Raw genomic sequence first — 24,369 nt, forward strand, 5'->3', positions numbered from 1 at the left:
GGCCGGCCCCGCCCTCATGCCGCGGCCTCGCTGACGGACGACGCCGTGCACCAGCGGGCCACTTCGCACCGCTCGCAGGAGCGTCCGGGCCGGGCCGCGTACTGGTCGTCACCGTGCCAGTCGGCCACCATCGCCCGCAGTACCTTCTCGGCAGTGACCCGATTCGCCGGGGCGAAGGGATCGATGATCTCCAGGTCGGCGCCGCCGGGGCGCAGCACCTCTAGCTCGACCCGGGCGCGGAACGGTTCACCGCCCAGGTCACCGCGGGCGATCAGCACGACGGCCAGGGCCAACTGCGGATAACGCTCCAGCAGGGGGCGGTCGGACCGCCGGTCGGTGACGGAGGTCTTAGTCTCGCGCCACACCCATGACCCGGCATCCCGGTAGAGCAGGTCGGGCGCGGCCAGGACCACCACGTCGGCGGTGGTGTCGTGCCGCACCACCCGGGGCTCGGTCCGCACATCCGTGCCGTCCCCGACGTACCGCAGCGGGCAGACCGCGGCGTGCCGCCGCAACAGCAGGGCGCCGAGTGCGCGTTCGTCTGAGGGCAGGTCGAATCCTTGTGGGACCCACTCCTCGGGGACCTCGACCGTGCAGGGCCGAGGCGATCCGTGGGCGTGCCGTTCGGCGAGGTAGGCATGCAAGGCCCGGCCGCGCTCGGCCGTCACCTCGCGTTCGACGGAGTCCGCCGTGGGCAGGTGCAGCCGGCGCATGTGGTCACGCGCCGGGCAGGCTCGGTAGGCCCGCCCGCTGGTGACCGACCAGGTGCGGCGGGGCCGGTCGTGCGCCTCGATGCCCAGCAGTCCGGGCGCTGTGCGCAGGGCCGGGCACACCGACAGGTAGGGGCATCCGCCACAGGCGGACCCCGGGCGGTATTCCCGTCCGTCCAGTACGCCGGCCAAGGCGGCGGGACCGTGTTCGCGGTACCGGGCGCGCGCCTCTTCCCGGCTTCCCGCGAAGAGCTCCCGCGTACGGCCGTCGAAGAGCGCGAACTCCACGATCCGTACGTGCTCCGGCGGCGGTCCGGGGGCGCCCTCGGCCAGCACCAGGGCGACGGCCGCGGTGAAGCCGTCGGGCGGCAAGTCCCGCAGGCGGTGCACGGGCAGACGAAGCTCGCGGTAGGCACCGTCCGGGGAAGCCAGGCAGCGGCCCCACACGGTGAGGCGGTACTCCTGGGCGTCGCGCGGGTCGGGACCGGACGGCCGGTAACGGTACGTCCACGGCTCGGGCACCTCGTGCAGGGGACGTTCCGGGTCGAGAGGGAAGGCCGACTCGTACATCTGCACGCCGTGCTCCGACCAGGTCCGCAGACCGTCGTGCAGGGGCCCGGTACGTGTCCGAGGCGAGCTGCCGGCAGGCCCCGAACGGATGTCGCAGGCAGCCATGAAGGGGCCCAGAGCGAAGTGCTCCAGCCTCTCACGGCGGCGCGGTACGGGGTCGGTGGTGTGGTAGCCGCGGGTCTTGAGAGCGTCAGCGGCGGGGCATCGGAACTCTCCCCCCTTGAACATTCCGGCGGATACCGTGATGACGTCGGACGTGCGGGTCACCCCGTCGGGAGGCAGCCATGGCTGTGACATTTCATGCTCCATTTCCGTACGGAGGAAAGGTGGATGGCCGTGAGGGCAATCGAGGAGGTCGGCGATGTGGAAAGGCGCTACGAAGTGCTGGACATGGTCGGCGACGGCGGCCAAGGCGACCTTTTCCTCGGGCGTGACCGCAACAGCGGGCAGAAGGTGGCGTTGAAGCTTCAGAAGGCCCGGGACCTCGGACCCGAGAGCGATTTCCACTGGGCCGGCGATGAACTCCTCAAAGAGGGATCACGCATGATGATGCTGACGGGAATCCAGGAGATTCCCGAAGTCATCGCCACGGGGACACACCGGCGACGCCGGTGCCTGGTCATGGAATTTGTCGAAGGGCACCAACTGCAGAAGGTCCTGTCGGCGGCCCTGCCGGTTAAGGATCCTGGGACCGTTGCGGCCGTCATCGGCCAACTGTGCGAAATTCTGATAGAAGTCCACGACCGGAATCTGGTGCACTGCGATCTCAAGCCCGAGAACGTCATCGTGCAGCCGGACGGCCGTCTCCGGCTCATTGACATGGGCCACGCGGTCGTGGCGGATCAGGAGACGGAATGCGCACGCGGCACGCGCGGCTGGGCCTCCCCCGAGCAGTCCGACGCGTGCCCGTCAGGTCTGACGCGGCAAGCGGACATCTTCGCACTCGGCTGCATCCTGCTGGAGATGACCGTGATGCGCCTGCCCTACGGCGGACAGGACGAGCGGGCGGAAGAGGGCACCCCGGTGCTGCCGGCCGACCGGCTCGCCAAACTACCCCCGGAGTTCGCCTCCCTGGCGCTGTGGATGGTCCGGTGGAAGGCGGAGGAGCGCCCCGCGGATGTCCGTGAAGTGTTCGATCGGCTCCGCTGCTACCTACCCCAGCTCGGCTCGCAACGGCCATCGAAGCCCCTGCGCCCGGACCCGACCGAGTACTACCGCACTCATCCGCCCCGGCTTTGACGGTGAGCCGACGGCCGCCGACCGGGCGGGTCACCTCAGCCATTCCAGCCGCTCCCGGACCTCCCGCACCCCCTCACCGCCCATCAGTTCACGCAGCACGATGACTCTCTCCAGCTCCCGCACCGCCGCGTCGGTGTAGCAGACGGACACCAGGACATCAGCGAAGAGCACCCGTACCTTGTCCTCGTTGGGCCAGTTCTCCTGTTCGCGGTAGATGTCGGAGGCCTGCCGGTACAGGGTGATGGCCTCGTCCCGTTCGGAACGGGCCAGGTGCACCTTGGCCAGGGTGAACAGCACATCGGCCAGGCCGCTGCGCTCCGTCGTGCGCTCCACCACGCCCAGGGCGTCGGCGCACCGACGGAGTGCCTGCTCGTGCTCGCCCCGGTCGAGGTGGATCGCGCCGAGTACGTTCAGAACAGCCGCTTCCCCGACCCGGTCGGACACCTCCCGGCACAACTCCAGTGCACGGCGGAGCACTTCGTCCGCTCCCTTCAGGTCGTCCTGCTTGCGCAGGGTGAGCCCGAGCCGGTGCAGCGTACGGGCCAGACTCAGCCGGCCTTCCGCGCTGCGGTCCTCCTCGCTGAGCCGGACGGCCCTGCGCAGGGCGCCCACCGCCAAGTCGTACTCACCGAGCCGCCAGTGGGTCCCTGCCAGCGACCGGTGGACCATGGCGCGATCGACCGGACCGGCGACGGTTTCCGCCGCCTCGGCGGCGTACCGGAGGTTCTGCCGCGCATCATCGAGCAGTCGGCGGCGCCACTGGTAGATGACCAGGGCCATCGGAAGCAGCCACACGTACCGGTCGATACGCCGATTGATCGCCAAGTGAATGCCTCGCTGGACGGTGGCGTACTCCTCGTCCAGGAACGCCATCGCCTCCGCGAGGTCCGCAGGGTCGGTGACCCTGACCGCTCCGGGCTCGTCGGTGGGCAGGGTGCGTTCGCGGTCGAGCACCCGGTCGCAGGCGCGGACGTTGTGCAGCTGGTGTTCCAGCACCTGTCGTACGGTCGCCCGCTCGATCTCCGCGTTCTCTCCGTCCGGCACCGGCCGCACGTGCCGAAGGGCGAAGGCCCGCACGAGGTCGTGCAGCCCGTAGCGGTCGCCGTGATGTTCCACCAGGTTCGCCGCCACGAGGTCCACCAGGGCCCGGTCGGTACGCGTCCCTTCGTCCACTGCCCGTCCCAGATCCATCACCGCCTCCCAGGAAGCGCTGGGCCCGGGGTGGACGGCGAGCTGCCACAGCAGCAGCCGGGCTGCCTCATTCAGCACGCGCACGGAGCAGTTGAGCGCGGCGCGGACCGACAGTTCGTGCTCGGGCAGGTCCAGGGTGTCCAACATCGCCCGCTTCCGCTCCCCCTTCATCTCTTGCACCAGGAGAGGGAGGGTGTGCAGCGGACGCGCACCACCTTCCAGGAGCCGGGCCACCACCACAAGGGCCAGCGGCAGTCGGCCACAGAGGTCGACAAGTTCACTGAAGGCCATGGCGTGCTTGGTCCGGTCCTCGGCCGGCACTTTCTCCTGGAGCACCTCCAGCGCGTCCGCCTCGTGCAGCGGCTCCATCTTGCGGAACAGCACCTTTCTCTCGGACTGCAGCCGCAAGAGGTCGTTACGACTGGTGACGATCACGGCGCAGGTACCGTCTCCGGGAAGCAGCGGCAGCACCTGCTGGGCGCTGAGCGCGTCGTCGAGGACGATGAGCACCGACCGGTGGGCCAGCGCCGACCGCAGCGCGTTGCTCTTGCTCTCCGTTCCGGTCACCGTGGTGTAGGGCGGCAGCGCGGCCAGAAAGCCGTCCAGGATCTCGTCCGGTTCGGCGGGCCGCACGTCTCCGTCGGCGAATCCGTTCAGTTCGCCGCGCAGCACCCCGCCGGGAAACCGCTCCCGCAGCCGACCGGCGAGGTTCTCAGCCACCGTGGTCTTCCCGACGCCCGCCATGCCGCTGATCAGGACCAGCGCCAGATTGCCGGCGTCCTGTTCCTCGCACACGGCCTCGAAGAGGTCGCCGATTAGCTCGTCCTGCCCGATCGGCTTGCGCCTGCCGCCGGGCAACTGGTCGGGAACGGGGGGCAGGAGCACCCCGCCCGGCCGGCGGCTCTCTCCCCGAACTTGGTAAATAGCGCTCTGTACATCGACGTCCGCTTTTCCGTTGCGCTTCTCCCACTTCTTGATGAGCCGCTCACGTCGGGACTCCGGCAGGTCTGCGTGGGCGAGCAGGTAGAACCGGAAGATCTGGGGCAGTTCCGGCGCACGCTCGAACCATTTCTCCGTCTCCTCACGCAGCCATTTGACCTCCCTGGACTTATAGGCTGCGTCCAGCCGCGCGTACACGGCGGCCATCAACTCGGCCCGTAGCTCCTCCCGACGCAAGTGGAAGCCGGTCTCGGACAGTCCGTGCAGCGGTTCGTCCTCGCCGTCCCACTCCTCCAAGGCCGCGCCGAGCAGTTCGAACTGCGCTTTGCAGGTCAGTCCCTCAGCCTGCTTCACCTTTTCGCGAAAACGGAGCAGATCGACGTCTCCCACCGGCACGCGGAGCGTGCAGTAACCCGACTTGCCGCTATGGGGCACGGACTCCTGGCCCAGCCGCTTCCGCAGGTCGGCGACGACGCGGTTAACCAGATCGCCGACGTCCTCGACGCCCTCCCAGAGGACTTCAGCTATGTCCTTCCTCTCACATCGGCAGTCTGGCGAGGTCACCAGGAGCGCGAATAGGGCCGCCACCTTCGACCCTTCGACCACCCTCCTGCCACCGTCCCCTTCGGCTCGCACCGGGCCCAGCACGTACCCCTCCATCGCCCTCCCCCTCACCGCGCCGCAGTCAGTGATCCGGCCCCTCGCCGGCGCTCCTTCATCTGTGCGCCGCGCTGTGCCGCTTCACACACGCTTGCTTCTTCACGCCCCCCGGGGACTCAGTTATCCCTCAGTTTTCGCTCTGCGGTCCCGCTTCACCCCCGGGCACGATGGCACCAGCCGCTCGCAGAAGCACGAAACGGCGGCTCAGCCATCCATCGACCCATCAGAGAGGAACCGCGAACCCGATGAACAGCCGTCAGCGCAACCGCCGGGCAGCCCGTCTGCGCCAGTCCCCCGACTGGCCGCCGAGCCGCCGTCGGCGGGCGGCCGTCCGGACCGAGGACACCACCCCGGCGACCCCGCCCACCGAGGCGCCGGACACCTCGTCCTCCGAGACCGCCTGAGCGCAACAGTCCCTGGGTGCCCGTACCGTACGGGCACCCACCCGCCTCGCGAACTCCGTCACCGGCGGGCTCGCGGCCTTGCTACCGCTCTTGTCACACGCTCGTGGTCAAAGGCGGCGTTACCTGGTCGAGAAGACCACTACCGCATGCTCACGCATCAAAGTGAGACTGGGGGACTCGTCTCCGCTTGACGCAGATATGAGGCGGTACGTCCCCACCACAGGACCCACCTCGTCCAGCATCTCGGTATCTCCAGCACCTCCGGACTCAGGTTTCCGCAGTCCGAAGAGAGGATATTTCCTGATGTATCCACCGCACAGCAGTGCGTTCGCCTCGGTGAGGCGGCACTTCGACGATCCCCGGACCAGTGACGCGGTCTTCGTGCTCGTCCCCACGGTCGCCGACGAGGCTGATCCGGTCCGGCTGACCGCCGCCGAGACGCACGAGGCCTTGTACGGCCCCGGCTACGACCCGCAGTTCGCCACCGCGGTCTGGGAGGAGGTCATCCGCACGGCACAGAGCGACCTGACTCCAGACAGCACGGGGAAACTCCTGGCGATCTGGCTGGCCCTGCCCCGGTTGACCGGGACGGTCCACCGGGTCTGCACGCGCCTGCGGGCCGACCGGTCGGACGTGGAGGCCGAGATGGTCCTGGCTCTCCTGGAGAAGCTGGCGTATCGGGACGGCGCGAGCTGTCTCACCGGCTCCTCCCTGCTGCACGCGGCGCGCGCCAGGGCGTGGCATCTCGCCCGGGAAGGGCTGCGGGAGCTTCCCTCCGCCCAGATCGAACGCATCACCGAGGAGCACGCTCTCACTGCGTCCGGCGAGGAGGCGGACGCTCCGGCGGCGGAGAGCCTGGACGTACGGGTCGACCGTCCGGACGGCCCAGACGGGCTGTGCGCACCGCTGCGTTTCCGGGTGCGCCCGGAGCATCTGCGCCGACAGGGAATCTTCATCGACACCGACGACGGGTCGCAGGACCGTTCGGCGGGTCACAGCCCCGGGAAGAGGCGACGGCCCGGGCGCCGCGCGGACACCCGGCCGGTCCGCCCTGCGGGGAGGCGAGGGTGAAGGACCCGGCAGAGGGCCGCCTCAGTTTCACGGAGATGTTCGACCTGCCCGTCGCAGTGGACCTGCGCACGGCGGCCCGAGCACTCGGAATCGGCTCGACGACCGCGTACCGGCTGATCCGCGAGCACGAATTCCCCTGCCCCGTCCTCCGCATCGGACGTAGGTACAGGATTCCGACCAACGAGCTGATGCGCGCCCTGGGGATCGAGGACCGTCCGCTGTACAGCGTGGACCCGGAAGAGGACACGGACGATCCGAGCGTCGGCTTCTGACGGTAACCACCGTGCGGCTCCGTGGCATCGGCCACGAAGCCGCACGGCCCTGCCTCCTACGACGGGCCGTTCGCCGCCGACGTGCGCCGCACGGTTCTCCACGGCTGCTCGGCAATCGGAGGGCGAAGGGATGCCCTTCTTCTTCGCCGAGCTATTCGGCGGCCGACAGCCCGCGCGCGTCGGCCAGTTCGTGAACCCGCCGACGATCACCGACCCGAGCTACGGCGAGTACGCCCGTCAACCCCGAACCTGCCGGTGAGCCGTCGACGCACGCTTCAGCACCCGCGTCATGATCGCCGCGCCCGGCCAGGGCGCGGACCTGAACGGCCCGGCGGCCCAGCCCTACGCACCGCTCGCCACGACCGCCTTCGAGGGGATGCCCCCCGAAGGTCCTCGTCGTCGTGGGCACGAAGGACTGGCACCCACCCAATCTTCTCCGACCGGCAGGAATGGGGAAGCGACGCCTACACGGCGTCTCCCGCTCCGAAGACCAGGTTAGACAACTTCGACGACGCGGAGCACGGGCTGGGCGGCATCCCGGCCTTCGACGCTGCCGAGGCCACCGACGAGAACCCCGACCGCGTTACCGCCGCACGAGCCCTCGTCCGGGCGCACCTGCGCGCCCGAGTTGTGCCCGCAGGAACCGGACTGGTACCGGGCCACTACGGTCCGCGCATCAGCTCCCACTGCTCCTGGTCCCGCTTCGTGAAGCCGTCGGGCGTGACGTCGTGCCCTGGCGTCTTCAGTTCCAGGAAGCCGGTGATGCGCCCCGATGTCTCCACCGCGTAGTCCGGACGCACCCGGGCCTCGGGCAAGGGATACTCAGGATGAAGGCAAGGACTCAGCTTCCAGCGCGCCCCGAATGTTTCCACCAGCTTCGCCACCGGCAGGCTGATGGACGCCTCCGTGTCGCTGACCCGCAGACGCTCCCTGCACTCGGATCCAAAGTCCGCCACGAGAGCCCGTATCCATTCCTCCGGCACCTTGTCCCCCCTCCAAGCTGTGGACGTTGACGATGGATACCGCAGACACAGCCTGTTGGAGGCGAGAGGACCGGCTCAGTGCGCACGGGGGCACGCGAGGGGCACGGACAGCGCGTTCCGTGACCGCTGGGAAAGCAGGGGCGGGTGTTGGTTGGGAAGAGACCGCCGTAGCCAATGTTGACCTTGCCTGCCGCCCAAACGGGAAGGCGCGTGGGACGCCATCTTCGCGCCGAGCGGACCCGCTGCCCCATCTCGCGAAAGCATACGAATCCACCCGCTGAACGAACGGGTCAGTCCCCCGGCGGACTACCAGAAGCCGGCACCGCTCCCGGAACCTCATTCCGTCCCGTACCCACGACGTCGAACGTCAGGAAACGGGGAACCAGGCCGCCAGGCGCTTGGCAATGGCCGGTACATCGATGTTGTCCTGCGCAACTTCCTCGACGAACGGGCCAGCCACGGAGACGGGTGGCGGGGCGGTACTGGCGCTGACGCCGTTGAACCGCAGGAAGACACGCATGGCAAGCCAGGCGGTGCGCTTGTTGCCGTCGATCAGCGCGTGATTGCGAGCGACGGAGTGCAGCAGTGCCGCCGCCTTCTCGTGCAGCGTGGGATACAGCTCGACCCCGAACACGTTCGTCCGGGGCCGTTCGATCGCTGACACCAAAAGTCCCATGTCACGCACGCTGTGCTCGGTATCGTTGACCGTGCGAGCGATGGCCAGGATCTCGTCGATATGGATGTAGCGCACTTGGGTCACTTCAGGTAGTCCAGGATCCCCGCATCGCTGTCCATCAGCTCGGCCAGGACGTCATCGACCTTCAGCTCGGCCCGGTGCTGGGCGTCACGGATGGCCTCTATGGCAAGTTCCTGCTTGCTGCGACCCTCCCGACGAGCCCGCTCGGTGAGCTTCGCATCAAGGTCTTCGGGGAGTCGGAGTGTCATCGCCATACAGGAATGATACTGGACTGGTATCTGGGTGGTGAGGTGATACCAGCCACTCAAGACCTCGGACCACGACGCCGTCCTTCGTGGCCCGGTCGGGCCGCGGTCTCGGTTCCGAGGTGCGTGCGACGAGGTAGCAGCACGCGCCGCCGCTGGCGAGGTGCAGCCCCCCCCCCCCGAACCGGAGTCCTTGCCCCGCGCCGACGGCTCCGGTCTGCGGCCCAGGGCCGGAGAGGTCCGAGGTTGAGGCTTCCGAAATTCGAGCGTCATCCGAGCGTCAAAAATTCTGCATTGCGCATCGCCACGTCGCCGCGAGACCCACGCCGGCCCTTGAACCTGCAGCTCAGAGCGTTCTGCACAAGCGAACCTCAGTCGACGCATTCCGCGAGCGAAAACAGGTCGAGCTGACCACCTGAAATGCAAAACAGCAGGTCAGAGGACCTTCGCGGCAGGCTCCAGAATCGCAACGCACTCCACATGATGCGTCATCGGAAACAGATCGAACGCCCGCAGCGACCGCACCCGGTAACCGCCATCCCGGAAGTACCCCAGGTCCCGCGCCAGCGCTGCCGGATCGCACGCCACGTACGCGATCCTCCGCGCCCCCAGCTTCGTCAAGTGCTTCACCGTCTGCTTGCCCGCGCCCGCGCGCGGCGGGTCGAGGACGATCAGGTCGACCTCGGTGATGCCGGTGCGCGGCAGGGCGGCCTCGACCTTGCCCTGTTCGATGCGGACGCGGTCGAAGGCCGCGAGGTTGTGGCGGGCGTCCTCGACCGCTCGCTTGCCCGACTCGATGCCGAGGACCGCGCCCTTGTCACCGACCCGGTCGGCGATCGCGCCCGCGAACAGGCCCACGCCGCAGTAGAGGTCGAGCGCCGTGTCGCCCTTGCGGGGTGTCAGGCCCTGCATGACGGCGAGCATGAGCGTCTCGGCCGCCTTCGGGTGGACCTGCCAGAAGCCGCCGTTGCCGACGCGGTACGTGCGGCCGTCGGCGCGCTCGCGGACGAACGGGCGGCCGTGCACGCGGTGGACGCCGCCGTCCTGTTCGGCGATGCGCAGGACCGAGACCGGCTTGTCCAGCTCCACCAGCGGGAGGCGCGCGCCCGGCTTCGGCTCCAGGATGACCTGGCGGTCCTGGGAGCCCGATGCCGCGATCGCCTCGACCGACTCCATGCCGGACCAGTCGTGCTTCTCGATGCCGAGCTCCGAGATGCCGGGAGCCGCGATCATGCAGTGCTCGACGGGCTCCACCTCGTGCGAGCGGTGGCGGCGCAGGCCCGCGTTGCCGTCGGGGTCCACCGCGTACTGGACGCGCGTGCGCCAGGCAGGGACCTCGCCCGAGGGGAGCTTGTCGCCCTCCGCCGGGACGACCGTGCCGTCCCAGCCTGCCTCCTCGGGGGTGAGGCCCGCGAGGCGCGCCAGCTGCTCGGTGATGACCTCGCCCTTGAGGCGGCGCTGCGCGCCCGGCTTCGCGTGCTGCCAGTCGCAGCCGCCGCAGCGGCCGGGGCCCGCGTAGGGGCACGGGGCGTCGACGCGGTCCTTCGACGGTTCGAGGACGGTCACCGCGTCCGCGCGCAGGAAGCGGCTGTCCTCGTCGCCGTCCGTCACGCGCGCGATGACCTTCTCGCCGGGAAGCGTGTGGCGGACGAAGAGGACGCGGCCCTCCGCTGTGCGGGCGACGCAGTGGCCGCCGTGTGCGACGGGGCCGACCTCGACCTCGTACTCCTGCCCGACGAGGGAGGTCTCCTGCGAGCTCTCCTTCGAGTTCCCCGCCTGCGATTTCTTCGGTTCTGCCTGCATGGCGGGGTGACTCCACAACGTAAAAGGGGATCGGCCGCAAGAAACGGCCGGACAACAGCCCACCAGTCTACGTGGGTGTTGTCCGGCCGCTCGCCAACCTCCGGGTCAGTTCACCAACCGCCGGGTCGGCAGGAATCAGCAGGAATCAGCAGGCGTCAGGACTTCTTGCCGTTGCCGCCACCGTGGCCGCCGCCGTTGCTCGGCTCCTTCGCGCGCTTCTCCACCGGGCCCCGCCGCACCGCACCCGGCGCATTCCACTCCGACCGCTTCCGGGCCCGCTTCTTCGCGGCCTCGGAGGAGTCCAGCTGGTAGGGGACCGACGTCACCATCACGCCCGGCGTGAAGAGCAGACGGCCCTTGAGCCTGAGCGCGCTCTGGTTGTGCAGCAGGTGCTCGTACCAGTGGCCCACCACGTACTCCGGGATGATCACGCTGACCACGTCCCGCGGGCTCTCCTTGCGGAGCCCCTTGACGTACTCGATGATCGGCCGCGTGATCTCGCGGTAGGGCGAGTCGAGGATCTTCAGCGGGACGGTGATGCCGCGCCGCTCCCACTCGGCCCGCAGGGCCTTGGTCTCCGCCGGGTCGACGTTGATGCTCAGCGCTTCGAGCGTGTCCGAGCGCATCAGCTTGGCGTAGGCGAGGGCGCGCAGCGTCGGGCGGTGGATCTTGGAGACCAGGACGATGGAGTGCACCCGCGACGGGCGCACGCTGTCGTCGGACGGGGTGTCCGGGGCGGCGATCTCCTCGGCGACGCGGTCGTAGTGACGGCGGATCGCGGACATCGTCGCGTAGAAGATCACCATGCCGAGCAGGGCGACCCAGGCGCCGTGCGTGAACTTCGTGACGAGTACGACGACCAGGACCATGCCCGTGAAGAAGGCGCCGAAGGTGTTGATCGCCCGCGAGCGGATCATGTGGCGCCGCTTGGCCTGGTCCTTCTCCTTGCGCAGATGGCGGTTCCAGTGCCGGACCATGCCGATCTGGCTGAGCGTGAAGGAGACGAAGACGCCGACGATGTAGAGCTGGATCAGACGGGTCGAGTCCGCGCCGTAGATGACGACGAGCAGGGCCGCGGCGCCCGCGAGCAGCACGATGCCGTTGGAGAAGGCGAGCCGGTCGCCGCGGGTGTGCAGCTGGCGCGGCAGGTAGCGGTCCTGCGCGAGGATCGAGCCGAGCAGCGGGAAGCCGTTGTACGCCGTGTTGGCCGCGAGGAACAGGACCAGCGCGGTAGCCGCGGCGAGCACGATGAAGAGGAAGCTGCCGTTGCCGAAGACGGCCTCGGCGACCTGGGAGATCACCGGGTTCTGGACGTAGTCGGAACCGACCGGGACGCCGTTGTGGAACAGGTCCTTGCCCGGATACTCGGCCATGCGGACCTTGGTCATCATGGCCAGCGCGATGATGCCGCAGAACATGGTGACGGCCAGGGCGCCCATCAGGGCCAGGGTGCTCGCCGCGTTCTTGCTCTTGGGCTTGCGGAAGGCCGGGACGCCGTTGCTGATCGCCTCGACGCCGGTGAGCGCGGCACATCCCGAGGAGAAGGCCCGTAGGAGCAGGAAGACAAGGGCGAAGCCCGCCAGGCCCCCGTGCTCCGGCTTGATCTCGTAGTCCGCGGTGGGCGCCTTCATCGTCTCGTCGAGGACGATGCCGCGGAAGGCACCCCAGGCGATCATGATGAAGACGCCGGCGACGAAGACGTACGTCGGGATGGCGAAGAGCTTCCCGGACTCCTTCACTCCGCGCAGGTTCATCACCGTCAGAAGCACGATGACGGCGACGGCGCAGAGCACCTTGTGCTCGACGACGAACGGGATCGCCGAGCCGAGGTTCTCGATGCCCGAGGAGATCGACACGGCCACGGTCAGGACGTAGTCGACGAGCAGGGCGCTCGCGACGGTGAGTCCGGCCTTGGGGCCGAGGTTGGTGTTGGCGACCTCGTAGTCGCCACCACCACTCGGGTAGGCGTGCACGTTCTGCCGGTACGACGCGACGACGGTGAACATCAGCACGACGACCGCGACAGCGATCCAGGGGCTGAAGTGGTACGCCGACACACCCGCGATCGAGAGGACGAGGAGCACTTCGCCCGGCGCATAGGCCACGGAGGAGAGCGGGTCGGACGCGAACACGGGTAGAGCGATGCGCTTCGGCAGGAGGGTTTCTCCGAGCCGGTCGCTGCGCAGTGCGCGCCCGATGAGGATCCGTTTGGGCACGTCGGTCAGTTTGGACACGCAGAGGATCGTAAGCGTTCGAATGGGTGCCCGCCCACCCACCACCCCCTAACTGCTCCGGTTAGCCACGACGCGCCGCCCCGGGCTCCGCCCAATGCCCGGAAAGCGGACGCTCATCGGTGGCCTCCGGTGCTTCTGGCACCTCCCCCGCCCCATGCCGCCCGTACCGCTCGGCCGCCCGCTCCTCGGCACGCAGGATCGCGCGGGACGGCCACCAGGTGGCACGCCCGAGCAGCAGCAGCGCCGCCGGCAGAATCATGATGCGGATCACGAACGCGTCGAGCAGGACGGCCGCCGCGAGGACGAAGCCCATCTGCTTCATCTCCAGGATGTGCAGCATCACGAAGCTCGCGAAGACGGTGACCATGACGATCGCCGCGCTGGTGACGACCTTGGCCGACGAGCTGATGCCCTGGATGACGGCCTGTCGGGTGGGTACGCCGTTCAGCGCGGCCTCCCGGATCCGGCTGACCACGAACACCTGGTAGTCCATCGAGAGCCCGAAGAGGATCACGAAGAGGAAGAGCGGCACCCGTGATGAGATCCCGTCGAGCGAGATGAACGAGAGCAGTTCCTCGGCCCACTTGCCCTGGAAGACCAGGACGAGCAGCCCGAGCGCGGACGCGGCGGAGAGCAGGTTGAGCACGATGCCGAGCAGTCCGAGGACGACGGAGCGGAACGCGATGACCGTCATGGCGAAGGTCATCAGGAGCAGGAAGCCGAGGACGAGCGGCAGCTTCTGGTTCTGGTGCTCCACGTAGTCGGTGCCGCGCGGCACCTCGCCGGTGACGGCCGTCTCGACGCCGGGCAGCTTGCCGACGGTCGCGGGGAGATGGTCGTGGCGCAGGTGGTCGAGCGAGTCCTCGGCCTTCTTCGAGTACGTCGGGTGCGGGGCGTTCAGCTCCAGGGCGGTGGTCCGCCGGTCCTTCGAGGCGCGCAAGAGCGGAGCACCGGAGGGGTGCGAGAAGAGCGGGTCGGCCTTCGCCCTGCGGTCCAGAGCCGTCAGGGCCTCGCGCACCTCACCGGCCTGCGAGGCCTCGGCCCGCACCACGACGAGGTGCCGGACGCGCTGCTCCGGGAAGGCTTCGAGCAGCCTGTCGTACCCCTTCATCGCCTCGATGTCGCGCGAGAAGCTGTCCCGCGCCGGGTTCTTGAGGTTCATGTTCAGTGCGGGCAGCGCGAGCCCCAGCATGACGAGGACCGACAGGCACAGGGTGAGCGCGGGGCGCTTGCGGGCGGGCGCGAGCAGGGCGTTCCACGCGCGGCCCGGCTTCTTCTCGCCGTACGCCGCGCGGACCGGCTTGCCCCGCGCGATCCGCTTGGCGGCGCGGCGCTCCGTACGGCGGCCGAGCTTGACCAGGAGCGCGGGCAGCACCGTCACCGAGCTGACCACGGCGACGGCGACGACCAGGATGGTGCCGGTGGCGAGGGAGTCGAAGATGACGTCACGGGCCAGGAAGAGCGCGGTGGTGGAGACGATCACGGCGAGCCCGGAGACCACGATGGCGCGACCCGCCGTCGCGGCGGCGGCCTCGACCAGGGCCTCGGAGGTGAGGCGGCCGCCCGCGCGGGCCCGCTCCTCGCGTTCGCGCTTGAGGTAGAAGAGCGTGTAGTCGACTCCGACGGCCATGCCGATGAGCAGGATCATGCTCATCCCGACGCCGGTGTCGGGCAGCAGGTGCGAGGCCAGCATCGCCAGGCCCATCGTCGCCATGATCGAGGTGACGGCGAGTAGCAGCGGTACGCCGACCATGATCACCGAGCCGAAGACCAGCGCGAGCGTGATCAGCGTGACGGGCAGCGTGATCGCCTCGGAGAACTGCAGGTCCTTGTCGCGCTGGTCATCGACGCCCTTGCTCACGGAGGCGTCACCGGTCTCCTCGATGACCAGGTCCGGGTGGGCCTTCGCGGCCGCCTCGGTCTGGGCCTGGACCGGGGGCACCGTCTCCTGGTCCTTCTGCTCGGAGCCGTTCAGCTCCACCTGGACCCGCAGGACCCGTCCGTCGGCCGATTCGACCGGCGGCGCCACCGACGCGACCTCGGGCAGCGACTTCATCCGGGCGGTGATGTCCTTGACGGCGGCGTCGGCGGCCCTCTCGTCGAGCGGCCCCGACTCGGCGCGGATCAGCACCTGTTCCGTGGACCGCAGCTGGACACCGCCCTCGGTCGCCAGGGCTTCGGCGCGGCCGGCCTCCCCGACGCGGAAGTCCTCCGACGTGGCGCTGTTCATGCCGACGGCGATGCCGCCCCCCAGGCAGAGCACCACGAACACCAGCCACCCGACGATCGCGCGCCCTGGGTGCAGCGCGCTCCATCGGGCCACGCGCACCGTGACCGATCGCTTCCTCATGACCATCCCCGCCCCTTCGTCAACCACTGACCTTCATGTGTAAGTGGAGACTGACAGGTGAAGGAACAAGCCGTCAACTGTCATTCGATGCTGTGCGGGCGCGGATTGACAGTGGATCCCGTCATGCGTAAGTCTTGGCTGACAGGTTTCGGGACCAGCGAGAAGGCGGGCCATGGACAGCGAAGAGCTGCTCGCCTTCCTCTCCGCGGTGGGCCACGCCCAGCGGATCCGGATCATCACCGAGCTCGCCCCGGGGCAGCTGTACGTCAGCGAACTGGCGCGGCGGCTCGGTGTCTCCCGGCCCCTGCTCTACATGCACCTCGAACGTCTGGAGAAGGCCGGTCTCGTCGTCGGCCGCCTGGAGCTCTCCGACGACGGCAAGGCGCTCAAGTACTTCGAACTGGCGCCGTTCGACGTGCGATTGAACGTGGACACGATCCTCGCGGCCGTCCGGCAGGACGCGTCGGACGAGGTCGGACAGCACTCATCAGAGGGGTCTTAATGGACGACGTGATCATCCCGGTCGCCTTCTTCCTGATACTCGCCGGCGCGGTCGTGTCGGTGGCCTACTTCCAGTCGCAGCGCAACCGCGAGCGCGACCGCCAGTACGCCGAGGCGATGGACCACTACCGCGAGGTCGTCGAGCGCGCCAGGTCCGAGCAGGAGTCGACCCGGTTGCAGCTCGTCGAGCTGGGCCACCGGCTCAAGACCGTCGAGGGCCTGCTGCGCAGCGTGGACTGAGCCCGTGCCGGTTGCGTGCCGGCTGCACGCGCACCGGCAGGTGCACAGGGGTGCCCTCCGCGGACCGCGCGTGTGTAGCTTGGGCGTCGGTCTGAGACGCTTTTACCGTTCAGCCTGAGCAAAAAGTATTGACACAGCCGGAAGGACGGGCGTGCACATCGTCATCATGGGCTGCGGGAGAGTCGGATCCGCTCTCGCGCAGACCCTGGAACAACAGGGGCACACGGTCGCCGTGATCGACCAGGACCCCACCGCCTTCCGCCGCCTGGGCTCCGGCTTCGGCGGCCGCCGTGTCACCGGTATCGGCTTCGACCAGGACACCCTGCGCGAGGCCGGCATCGAGGAGGCGGGCGCCTTCGCCGCGGTGAGCAGCGGCGACAACTCGAACATCATCGCCGCCCGGGTGGCCCGCGAGATGTTCGGCATCGAGAACGTCGCGGCCCGCATCTACGACCCGCGCCGCGCCGAGGTCTACCAGCGCCTGGGCATCCCCACCGTCGCCACGGTCCGCTGGACCGCCGACCAGATGCTGCGCAGGCTGCTGCCCTCCGGGGCCGAGCCGCTGTGGCGCGACCCCACCGGCGGCGTACAGCTCGCCGAGGTGCACGCGTCCGCGTCCTGGATCGGCCACAAGATCAGTGAGCTCCAGGAGGAGACCGGCGTCCGCGTGGCCTTCCTCACCCGGCTGGGCGAGGCGGTCCTGCCGACCTCCCAGACGGTGCTCCAGGAGGGCGACCTGGTGCACGTGATGATGCGCACGGACGAGGTCGAGAAGGTCGAAGCGGCGTTCGCCGAAGGCCCCGAGGAAGGCGGTCACTGATGAGGGTCGCCATTGCCGGAGCAGGCGCGGTGGGTCGTTCCATCGCCGGTGAGCTCCTGGAGAACGGGCACGAGATTCTGCTCATCGACAAGGCGCCGACCGCCATCTCGGTCGAGCGCGTCCCGCAGGCCGAGTGGCTGCTCGCCGACGCCTGCGAGATCACCTCGCTCGACGAGGCGGCGCTCCAGCGCTGCAACGTGGTGATCGCCGCGACCGGTGACGACAAGGTCAACCTCGTCGTCTCGCTGCTCGCGAAGACCGAGTACGGCGTCCCGCGGGTCGTCGCCCGCGTGAACAACCCCAAGAACGAGTGGCTCTTCAACGAGTCCTGGGGTGTCGACGTCGCCGTCTCGACCCCGCGTCTGATGTCCGCGCTCGTCGAGGAGGCGGTGAGCGTCGGCGATCTCGTCCGGCTGCTCCGCTTCAGCCACGGCGACGCGAACCTCGTCGAGCTGACCCTGCCGCCCGAGTCGGCCCTCGCGGGCACGCAGGTCGGCGACGTCCAGTGGCCCGAGGACACCTCGCTCGTGACGATCATCCGCGGCACGCGCGTCCTCGCGCCGACCGCCGATGATTCCCTTGAGGCGGGGGACGAGTTGCTGTTCGTCGCGGCGCAAGCGCGGGAGGAACAGCTGGAGGATCTGCTTTCCGTGCGCCGTGAGGACGCGGCGAGCTAGCGCTGCTTGTACGCAGATGAGGGGGCACCCGGAAGTTCGGGCGCCCCCTCATCTGCGGGTTCGTCGTGGCTGGTCGCGCAGTTCCCCGCGCCCCTATCGGGGCGCGGCCTTGCGCTCCTCCTCCGCCTTCTCTGCGGCCTCCATCTCGGCGAACACGTCGATCGGCGGCGGCGCCTTCGCGAGGAAGACCCAGGTCAGCCAGACGGCGAGCAGGAACGGCGGGATCTTCAGGGCGATCAGGACCCAGCCGAACTGCGTCGTGTCCCCCCACCAGTAGAGCGGGAAAAGGATCGCGCACTTGGCGAGCAGGATCAGGCCCCAGGCCCAACTGGCCTTCGTGTACGCCTTCTTGCGGCCTGGGTTGCGGGTCCGCCAGGAGAGGTTCTCCTTGAAGACCGGGCCGAGGATCAGGCCGATCAGCGGGACACCGGCGATGGCCGTGATGATGTAGGCGAGGGCGAGGCCCAGGGTGTAGAGCATGCCCGGCAGATAGAAGTCCTTGGCGTTGCCGGTCATCATCGCGAAGACCACACCGAAGGCCACACCGAAGACGCCGCTGAAGGCGTGCTTGACGGTGCCCTTCATGACCAGGCGGACCACCACGAGCACCAGGGACACCGCGAGGGCCGCGATGGCCGACATGTGCAGGTCCTTGTTGATCGTGAAGATGGTCACGAAGAGGAGGCCGGGGACGACGGTCTCCACCATGCCCCGAACGCCGCCGAAGGCCTCGAAGAGCGCGGCCTCGGTCACGGCCCTGGAATCGTCGTCCTGATCCGTGGTTCCCTGGTCCGTCGGCTTGTCGAGGGACGTCACCGGCTACTCCCGTCCGAGGGGTCTGAGTTCGTATTTCGGGTTGAAGAGCACCCGGCGGCCCCTGCTCATCGAGACCCTGCCGGACGCGATCAGCCTGCGCCCCGGCTCTATGCCCACGATGGAGCGCCTGCCGAGCCACACCACGTCCAGTGCCGCGGAGCCGTCGAACAGCTCCGCCTCCAGGGCGGGGACCCCGGCGCGTGGCCGCAGGGTGACCGTGCGCAAGGTACCAGTAACCGTGACTATCTGGCGGTCGTGGCAGTCTCCGATGCGGGTGCACCCGGCCGTTTCTGCGTCCTCACGCAGCTCTTCCGACTCCAGATCCTCCTGGGAGGAGGACAGCCGGTCGAGCATGCGCCGGAAGCGGCCTGCCGGCTTCTCGGAACCAGGAACAGCACTCATACAGGAAGCGTACCGGGGGTCGCCGACAGCGCCGCAATGGGTGCGCTCATCTGTGCTTATGCCCGCTCAGCCCCCACTCGACCCTTGACTCATCGCTCGAACCTGTAACCCATTCCAGGCTCGGTGATGAAGTGCCGCGGATGCGCCGGGTCCGCCTCCAGCTTGCGGCGCAGCTGTGCCATGTAGACGCGCAGGTAGTTCGTCTCCGTACCGTACGAAGGGCCCCAGACCTCCTGGAGCAGCTGCTTCTGGCTGACCAGGCGCCCTGTGTTGCGCACCAGGACTTCGAGCAGATGCCACTCGGTGGGCGTCAGGCGTACGTCGCGTCCGTCGCGGTTGACCTTCTTGGCGGCCAGGTCGACCGTGAAGTCCTCCGTGTCCACCATCACGTCGTCCTCGCCCGCTCCGGTGGGCTCCGCCCTGCGGATGGAGGCACGGAGCCGGGCCAGGAGCTCGTCCATGCCGAAGGGCTTGGTGACGTAGTCGTCGGCGCCCGCGTCGAGCGCCTCGACCTTCTCGTCCGAGCTGTGCCGCGCGGAGAGCACCAGGATCGGTACGCGCGTCCAGCCGCGCAGGCCCCTGATGACCTCGACCCCGTCCATGTCGGGCAGACCGAGGTCCAGCACGATCACGTCGGGGTGGCGGGCGGCGGCGAGCTGGAGCGCGGTGGCTCCGTCCGGGGCCGCGTCCACGTCGTACTTGCGCGCCTTCAGGTTGATCACGAGGGCGCGTACGATCTGCGGCTCGTCGTCGACCACGAGCACCCGGGTCATCTGTACCTGCCTTTCGGGCTTCTGGGTCTTGTCGCTGGTGGCGGTCATGAGGTGGCCTGGGCGGAGAGATCAGGCACGGTCGGCGGTGTGCCCGCCGCCGCCCGCAGGGTGAGGACCATGGTGAGACCGCCTCCGGGGGTGTCCTCCGCCTCGAGCGTGCCGCCCATGGACTCGACGAAGCCGCGTGCGACCGCGAGGCCGAGTCCCACGCCGGCGCCGCGCGGAGCGTCACCGTAGCGCTGGAAAGGCTCGAAGATGCGGTCCTTGGCCGCTTCCGGGACACCCGGGCCGCGGTCCACGACGCGCAGTTCGACGCGGTCGCCGAGCGTGCTCGCGGAGACCAGGACCGGTTCGGCGTCGGGGCTGTACTTGACCGCGTTCTCGACGATGTTGGCGACGGCCCGCTCCAGGAGGCCCTTGTCGACGGTGACCATGGGCAGCGTCTCGGGGATGTCGAGGTCCGCGCTGCCGTCGGGGACACCGCCGAGCGCCATCGGGACGACCTCGTCGAGGTCGATCTCGCGGATCAGCGGGCTGACGGTGCCGGTCTGCAGGCGGGACATGTCCAGGAGATTGCCGACCAGATGGTCCAGGCGGTCGGCGCCGTCCTCGATGCCTTCGAGGAGCTCGGCCTGGTCCTCCTCGGACCAGGACACGTCGTCGGAGCGCAGGGACGAGACGGCGGCCTTGATGCCCGCGAGAGGCGTACGCAGGTCATGGCTGACGGCGGCGAGCAGCGCGGTGCGGATGCGGTTGCCCTCGGCGAGGGTGCGGGCCTGCTGCGCCTCGCCCTGGAGGCGCTGGCGGTCCAGGACCACGGCGGCCTGCGCGGCGAACGCGGCGAGCACCCGGCGGTCCTCGGCGGGCAGGACCCGGCCGGACAGGGCGAGCGCCATGTGGTCGCCGACCGGCATGTCCACGTCCGCGTCCTCGGGGCGTTGGAGGGTACGGCCCTCGCCGACCCGCCCTGCGCAGGTCCAGGGGGCGACGTCGCTCTCACGCTCCAGGAGGGCCACGGAGTCCATGCTGAAGGTCTCGCGTACGCGTTCCAGGAGGGCGTCCAGGCTCGTCTCACCGCGCAGCACGCTGCCCGCGAGGAAGGAGAGTATTTCCGACTCCGCGCGCAGCCGGGCGGCCTGGTGGGTGCGGCGGGCGGCGAGGTCCACCACGGAGGCGACGGAGATCGCGACGCCCACGAAGACGATGATCGCGACGATGTTCTTGGAGTTGGAGACCGTCCACAGGTGCAGGGGTGGCGTGAAGTAGTAGTTCAGGAGCAGCGAGCCGAAGGCCGCCGACGCCAGGGCCGGCAGCAGCCCGCCCAGCAGTGCGGCGGCGACGGTGAGCGTCAGGAACAGGAGCATGTCGTTGGCGAGACCCAGGTCCGCGTCGACGTGGGTCAGGAGCAGCGTCAGGAGCGCCGGGCCGCCGACGCCCACCAGCCAGCCCCAGATGCTCCGGGACCGTCCGAGCCGTGCCCCGCGCGCCACGGGCAGGCCGCGGCCCTTGGCGACCTCGTCGTGCGTGACGATGTGGACGTCCAGGTCGGGGCCCGACTCACGGGCGACCGTCGCGCCGACTCCGGGTCCGAAGATGTACTGCCACGTCTTGCGGCGCGAGGAGCCGAGGACGATCTGGGTGGCGTTGACGCCGCGGGCGAAGTCGAGCAGGGCCGCCGGTATGTCGTCGCCGATGACGTGGTGGAAGGTGCCGCCCAGGTCTTCCACGAGGGTGCGCTGGACGGCGAGTTCCTTGGGGGATGCCGCGGTCAGGCCGTCGCTGCGGGCGATGTACACGGCGAGGATCTCGCTGCCGGAGCCCTTGGCGGCCATCCGGGACGCGCGGCGGATGAGCGTACGGCCCTCGGGGCCGCCGGTGAGGCCGACGGCGATGCGCTCGCGGGCCTGCCAGGTGGAGCGGATGTCGTGCTCGCCGCGGTACTGCTGGAGGTATTCGTCGACCCGGTCGGCGACCCAGAGCAGCGCGAGCTCGCGCAGGGCGGTGAGGTTGCCAGGCCGGAAGTAGTTGGACAGGGCCGCGTCCACCCGGTCGGACTTGTAGATGTTGCCGTGCGCCATGCGGCGGCGCAGCGCCTGGGGCGACATGTCGACGAGCTCGATCTGGTCCGCGCGCCGCACCACTTCGTCCGGCACGGTCTCGCGCTGGCGCACGCCGGTGATCGACTCGACGACGTCGCCCAGGGACTCCAGGTGCTGGATGTTCACGGTCGACACGACGTCGATGCCGGCGGCGAGGAGTTCCTCGACGTCCTGCCAGCGCTTGGCGTTGCGGGAGCCGGGGACATTGGTGTGCGCCAGTTCGTCCACCAGGGCGACGGCGGGCGCCCGCTCCAGGACGGCGTCGACGTCCATCTCGGTGAACAGGGTGCCTCGGTAGTCCAGGGCCTTGCGGGGCACCTGCTCCAGGCCGTGCAGCATCACCTCGGTGCGCGGCCTGTCGTGGTGCTCCACGAAGGCCACGACGCAGTCGGTGCCGCGCTCGATGCGGCGGTGCGCCTCGGACAGCATCGCGTACGTCTTGCCGACGCCCGGTGCCGAACCGAGGTATATCCGAAGCTTGCCGCGTGCCATGGCCCCATTGTCTTCCCGAAACTGCTCTGTACGCAGCGTCGACCTTACGGCCAACAATTTCCGCAAATCGGACGAGGGTGCGTGGGAGGGCGCTCTTTGACGCAACCCTGATGTGACCGGTCGACGGGGCAGGCCGAAGCCCTGCCACGGGAAGCGCGGGCGATCAGCGCTCCACGATCTCGCCGTCGCTCAGCTCCAGGACCCGGTCGGCGAGGTCGAGCAGCGCCGCGTCGTGCGTGGCGACCAGGGCGGTGACGCCCTCGCCGCGGACGACGGCGCGCAGCAGTTCCATGACCGCGAGCCCGGTCTCGGCGTCCAGCTGCCCGGTGGGCTCGTCCGCGATGAGCAGGGAGGGCTTGTTGGCGAGCGCGCGGGCGATCGCCACCCGCTGCTGCTGGCCTCCGGAGAGCTCGCCGGGCCGCTGCTCGGCATGGTCGGCGAGGCCGACGAGGGCGAGCAGCAGCGCGACGCGCTCCTCGCGCTCACGGGGGTCGGTCTTGCGCAGCCGCAGGGGCACGCCGACGTTCTCGGCGGCGGTGAGGATCGGGATGAGTCCGAAGGACTGGAAGATGAAGCCGACGTGGTCGCGGCGCAGCTCCAGGAGGCCGCTCTCGCCGAGGCCCGCGAGTTCGAGCCCTTCGACGGTGATCTTCCCGGCGTCCGGGGTGTCGAGTCCGCCGACGAGATTGAGCAGGGTGGTCTTGCCGGATCCCGACCGCCCCTTCAGGGCGACCAGCTCACCGCGCGGGACGGCGAAGGAGACGCCGCGCAGGGCGTGCACGGCGGACGCGCCGCTGCCGTACGTCCGGTGCAGGTCCTCGACGACGACCGCGCTCCGTGCCATGGCCCCTCCCTCAGATCCCCCGTACGGCCCTGTTGGGCCGGGCGCCAGTATGGTCACGGCACGCCCGGCCCAACAAGGTCCGCATCAGCCGGGATTGTCCGCGTGGGTCAGGGTCTCCCAGGCGACGAACAGGTTGTTGGAACCTGCCGGGCGCTTCTGCTCGGTGAGCTTCTGGGTGTTGCTCATGGCGTGGCCGAGGCGGTTGTGGAGCGCGTTGTAGCCGACCTCGGTGACGGGCCCGAGGCCCCGGTGGACCGAGCCGCCGCAGAGCGAGCTCGGCGGGGCCTCGCCCAGTTCGTACTTGGCGTGGAATCCGAGCCCTTGGCGCAGCCGCTCGCCGACGTCCGTCTTGTAGAGGTCATCGCCCTGGATGCGGCTGGTCTCGGCGACGTGGGAGATCGCGGAGAGCCCGTATCCGGTGTGGGTGAAGTCGCGGCACGTCTCCTGGGTGAGCCCGGTGGTGAAGGTGCCCTGTCCCTGCCAGTACTTGACGATCTTGGCGCGGGTGTCCAGGTTCTGGCTGGGCACGGTCTTGGGCAGATCGCCGTCGGAGGCGAGGTAGACGTAGGCGGCGGTGCGCGTGCGGAACTTCGCCATCGCCTTGTCGTAGGACCCCTTGTCCTCGATGAAGACGGAGATGCCGATGGCGGCCTCCATCATCGACAGCTCCCAGTTGCCGTTGGAGTGGGAGCCGTTGATGATCTCGGGCAGGTAGACGTTGCGCAGCATCGTCGCGAAGCGGCCCGAGTTGCCCCAGCCGCCGGTGTACGTGTGCTTGATGATCTCGGCGGCCCTGGGCCAGGACGACCCCGCCCAGCCGGTCTGCAGCGGGGCGTTGCTGTTGGTGTGGTCCTTGATGGTGCCGGACCAGGCGTCCATCAGCTCGATGGACTTCTTTGCGTAGCGCTCGTCACGGGTGAAGTACCAGGCGAGTGCCGTGGTGTACGCGGCTGTCGCGTCCTCGCGCTCGTCGGTGCAGCCGTAGTTGGGGTCCGAATAGGAGCCGCACTCGACGACCGCGCGGGGCTTGGGCGTGCGGGACAGGGAGGCGTACTTGCTCCCCATCATCTGGTCGTACGCGCCCTTCCAGGGCTGAGCGCCTGCGTTGACCTTCTCCCTGGTGAAGTCCAACTGGCCGCGGGAGACGGTGACTCCGGGGTGCGCGAAGGTGCTGGGTGCCGCGTCGGCGCGCTCGGCGCCGGGCCAGGCGATGAGGGCGGCGACCAGGGCGGTCACCACGGTGGCGAGGGTCGCGAGGACTGCCGTGCGGGGTCTGCGGTGGTGGCGCACGGGTGTGGGGGTGTCAGCCATGCGAAGGGCCATCCATTCTCGTATGT

22 protein-coding genes are annotated in these 24,369 nt (G+C 69.2%); 8 read left to right on the plus strand and 14 right to left on the minus strand.

Features of this window, described 5'->3' with window-relative positions:
- Positions 1-14 precede the first annotated feature (14 nt).
- Positions 15-1,577 carry a PD-(D/E)XK nuclease family protein gene (locus M4V62_RS11955; protein WP_249587242.1) on the minus strand — a complete coding sequence of 521 codons (1,563 nt, stop codon included), beginning with the start codon at positions 1,575-1,577 and terminating at the stop codon, positions 15-17.
- 39 nt (positions 1,578-1,616) lie between these two features.
- Here M4V62_RS11955 and M4V62_RS11960 point away from each other — a divergent pair, with 39 nt between their 5' ends.
- Positions 1,617-2,519: a serine/threonine protein kinase gene (locus M4V62_RS11960; RefSeq protein WP_249587243.1), complete on the plus strand. Its 903-nt coding sequence runs from the start codon at positions 1,617-1,619 to the stop codon at positions 2,517-2,519.
- 30 nt (positions 2,520-2,549) lie between these two features.
- Here the strand turns inward: M4V62_RS11960 and M4V62_RS11965 are convergent, their stop codons facing one another.
- Positions 2,550-5,237, minus strand: a complete 2,688-nt coding sequence (locus M4V62_RS11965; RefSeq protein ID WP_249587244.1) for a tetratricopeptide repeat protein — start codon at positions 5,235-5,237, stop codon at positions 2,550-2,552.
- Between the two features lie 317 nt (positions 5,238-5,554).
- Here M4V62_RS11965 and M4V62_RS11970 point away from each other — a divergent pair, with 317 nt between their 5' ends.
- The 3 genes from M4V62_RS11970 (at position 5,555) to M4V62_RS11980 (ending at position 7,056) form a co-directional block, all read left to right on the plus strand.
- A complete protein-coding gene (locus M4V62_RS11970; RefSeq protein WP_157854403.1) occupies positions 5,555-5,713 on the plus strand; it encodes a hypothetical protein in 159 nt (52 codons plus the stop codon).
- A 303-nt stretch (positions 5,714-6,016) separates the two neighbouring features.
- Positions 6,017-6,784, plus strand: a complete 768-nt coding sequence (locus tag M4V62_RS11975) for a hypothetical protein (RefSeq protein WP_249587245.1) — start codon at positions 6,017-6,019, stop codon at positions 6,782-6,784.
- 35 nt (positions 6,785-6,819) lie between these two features.
- The gene (locus tag M4V62_RS11980; RefSeq protein WP_078992515.1) at positions 6,820-7,056 is read left to right on the plus strand and encodes a helix-turn-helix domain-containing protein; all 237 of its coding nucleotides are present in this window, start codon (positions 6,820-6,822) and stop codon (positions 7,054-7,056) included.
- A 662-nt stretch (positions 7,057-7,718) separates the two neighbouring features.
- Here M4V62_RS11980 and M4V62_RS11985 read toward each other — a convergent pair.
- The 6 genes from M4V62_RS11985 to M4V62_RS12010 all read right to left on the minus strand — a co-directional run bounded on the left by M4V62_RS11985 (position 7,719) and on the right by M4V62_RS12010 (position 15,368).
- The gene (locus M4V62_RS11985) at positions 7,719-8,012 is read right to left on the minus strand and encodes a hypothetical protein (protein WP_249587246.1); all 294 of its coding nucleotides are present in this window, start codon (positions 8,010-8,012) and stop codon (positions 7,719-7,721) included.
- Between the two features lie 394 nt (positions 8,013-8,406).
- Entirely contained in the window at positions 8,407-8,799 is a 393-nt protein-coding gene (locus M4V62_RS11990; protein WP_249587247.1) for a type II toxin-antitoxin system death-on-curing family toxin, read from the minus strand.
- Positions 8,796-8,990: a ribbon-helix-helix protein, CopG family gene (locus tag M4V62_RS11995; protein WP_249587248.1), complete on the minus strand. Its 195-nt coding sequence runs from the start codon at positions 8,988-8,990 to the stop codon at positions 8,796-8,798. The genes M4V62_RS11990 and M4V62_RS11995 overlap by 4 nt, the downstream gene beginning before the upstream one ends.
- A 426-nt stretch (positions 8,991-9,416) precedes the next feature.
- Positions 9,417-10,784, minus strand: coding sequence for a class I SAM-dependent RNA methyltransferase (locus M4V62_RS12000; protein WP_249587249.1), 1,368 nt, complete (start codon positions 10,782-10,784; stop codon positions 9,417-9,419).
- Positions 10,785-10,939: 155 nt separating this feature from the next.
- Positions 10,940-13,018, minus strand: coding sequence for an APC family permease (locus M4V62_RS12005; RefSeq protein WP_249587250.1), 2,079 nt, complete (start codon positions 13,016-13,018; stop codon positions 10,940-10,942).
- 61 nt (positions 13,019-13,079) lie between these two features.
- Positions 13,080-15,368, minus strand: coding sequence for an MMPL family transporter (locus M4V62_RS12010; protein ID WP_249587251.1), 2,289 nt, complete (start codon positions 15,366-15,368; stop codon positions 13,080-13,082).
- Between the two features lie 172 nt (positions 15,369-15,540).
- On the opposite strand from M4V62_RS12010, the gene M4V62_RS12015 reads away from it, so the two are divergent.
- The 4 genes from M4V62_RS12015 (at position 15,541) to M4V62_RS12030 (ending at position 17,606) form a co-directional block, all read left to right on the plus strand.
- Complete coding sequence (locus tag M4V62_RS12015) at positions 15,541-15,870, plus strand: ArsR/SmtB family transcription factor (RefSeq protein ID WP_249587252.1); 330 nt, start codon at positions 15,541-15,543, stop codon at positions 15,868-15,870.
- Positions 15,870-16,109 carry a hypothetical protein gene (locus M4V62_RS12020; protein WP_249587253.1) on the plus strand — a complete coding sequence of 80 codons (240 nt, stop codon included), beginning with the start codon at positions 15,870-15,872 and terminating at the stop codon, positions 16,107-16,109. Before M4V62_RS12015 ends, M4V62_RS12020 begins: the two co-directional genes overlap by 1 nt.
- Positions 16,110-16,260: 151 nt before the next feature.
- Entirely contained in the window at positions 16,261-16,929 is a 669-nt protein-coding gene (locus M4V62_RS12025) for a potassium channel family protein (RefSeq protein WP_160507676.1), read from the plus strand.
- Positions 16,929-17,606 carry a potassium channel family protein gene (locus tag M4V62_RS12030; protein ID WP_249587254.1) on the plus strand — a complete coding sequence of 226 codons (678 nt, stop codon included), beginning with the start codon at positions 16,929-16,931 and terminating at the stop codon, positions 17,604-17,606. Before M4V62_RS12025 ends, M4V62_RS12030 begins: the two co-directional genes overlap by 1 nt.
- Before the next feature lie 93 nt (positions 17,607-17,699).
- On the opposite strand, the gene M4V62_RS12035 is transcribed toward M4V62_RS12030, so the two are convergent.
- From M4V62_RS12035 to M4V62_RS12060, 6 genes are all read right to left on the minus strand, one after another.
- A complete protein-coding gene (locus M4V62_RS12035) occupies positions 17,700-18,422 on the minus strand; it encodes a DUF3159 domain-containing protein (protein WP_249587255.1) in 723 nt (240 codons plus the stop codon).
- Positions 18,423-18,425: 3 nt separating this feature from the next.
- Positions 18,426-18,824, minus strand: a complete 399-nt coding sequence (locus M4V62_RS12040; RefSeq protein ID WP_249587256.1) for an OB-fold nucleic acid binding domain-containing protein — start codon at positions 18,822-18,824, stop codon at positions 18,426-18,428.
- 89 nt (positions 18,825-18,913) lie between these two features.
- Entirely contained in the window at positions 18,914-19,597 is a 684-nt protein-coding gene (locus M4V62_RS12045; RefSeq protein ID WP_249592796.1) for a response regulator, read from the minus strand.
- A 44-nt stretch (positions 19,598-19,641) separates the two neighbouring features.
- Complete coding sequence (locus tag M4V62_RS12050; protein WP_249587257.1) at positions 19,642-22,188, minus strand: sensor histidine kinase; 2,547 nt, start codon at positions 22,186-22,188, stop codon at positions 19,642-19,644.
- 163 nt (positions 22,189-22,351) lie between these two features.
- Positions 22,352-23,032, minus strand: coding sequence for an ABC transporter ATP-binding protein (locus M4V62_RS12055; RefSeq protein ID WP_249587258.1), 681 nt, complete (start codon positions 23,030-23,032; stop codon positions 22,352-22,354).
- A gap of 84 nt (positions 23,033-23,116) precedes the next feature.
- Positions 23,117-24,343 (minus strand): alginate lyase family protein, encoded by a 1,227-nt coding sequence (locus tag M4V62_RS12060; RefSeq protein WP_249587259.1) that lies wholly within the window; start codon positions 24,341-24,343, stop codon positions 23,117-23,119.
- Positions 24,344-24,369: the final 26 nt, after the last annotated feature.

Source organism: Streptomyces durmitorensis (genome assembly GCF_023498005.1).
In the GTDB taxonomy this organism is placed as follows: Bacteria; Actinomycetota; Actinomycetes; order Streptomycetales; family Streptomycetaceae; genus Streptomyces; species Streptomyces durmitorensis.